The organism is Protofrankia sp. Cj3, assembly GCF_917627355.1.
Taxonomy (GTDB): Bacteria; Actinomycetota; Actinomycetes; order Frankiales; family Frankiaceae; genus Protofrankia.
Window position 1 is genome coordinate 13161 of sequence record NZ_CAKJTR010000025.1, and the last position, 1006, is coordinate 14166.

The 1006-nt window shown below is 68.4% G+C and carries 1 protein-coding gene; it reads right to left on the minus strand.

Annotated features, from left to right (window positions below; genetic code table 11):
• Positions 1-32: 32 nt before the first annotated feature.
• Positions 33-857: an ABC transporter ATP-binding protein gene (locus tag MJ783_RS05570; protein WP_239308846.1), complete on the minus strand. Its 825-nt coding sequence runs from the start codon at positions 855-857 to the stop codon at positions 33-35.
• Positions 858-1006: the final 149 nt, after the last annotated feature.

Consider the following 1006-nt stretch of genomic DNA (forward strand, 5'->3'; position numbering starts at 1 on the left):
CGGAGCCGGGCAGTCCTGTTGCCGGTCGCTGTTCAGGCGGACGTCGAGGTAGGCGCCGGAGCGTCGAAGACAGGCGTCATCCGCGCGGCAAAGCGACCGCCACCGGCCACGACCTCGAGGGGAATGCCAAAGCACGCTGACAGCTCCGGCCCGGTCAGCACCGCCCCGGCGGGCCCAGCCGCCACCACCCTGCCGGCGCGCAGCAGCAGGGCGTGCGTGATACCCGGCGGAATTTCCTCGACGTGATGGCTGACTATGACCGTCACGGGCGACAGCGGATCGGCGACCAACCGGGTAAGGCGTCTCAACAGGGCCTCACGGGCACCCAGATCGAGCCCTGCCGCTGGTTCATCCAGCAACAGCAGCTCGGGGTCCGTCATCAGCGCACGCGCGATCTGGACGCGTTTGCGCTCCCCTTCGGACAAAGTGCCGTATCGCCGCTCGACGAGATTTCTGCACCCGACCTGGACCAGCAGATCCCGCGCTCGCCTCAGGTCAACGTCGCTGTACTTTTCCCCGGCGCGGCCGACCACGTTCCAGGCCGCCGTCATGACCACGTCGACAACACGTTCGCTCGCGGGCAGGATGTCGGCCACGGCGGAGCTTGTCAGGCCCACCCGCCCGCGGACATCGAAGACATCCCGCTCGCCAAGCCGATCACCGAGTAGGTCCACCGTTCCCCGCGTAGGGAAAACCCGGCCCGCCGCCACCTGAAGCAGGGTTGTCTTCCCGGCACCGTTCGGCCCGAGAATGACCCAACGCTCACCGTCCGCGACACTCCAGTGGATGTCGGAAAGCAGCAAAGCGCCGTCCCGTACAACAGTTACCGCGTCCAGGCGTACCACCGCATCCGCCACGGGCCTCACGGTACGCGACGCATCGCGGTGCAGCTCCGGCCGGGCCGCGGCGCCAGCGTGGATGGTGACCTACTTCTCGATGGATCGGCGAGCCGGTGGCCTCGCCGGTAACCGCCACCGGCCGCCGACGACTACTTAGAGCGACCGGC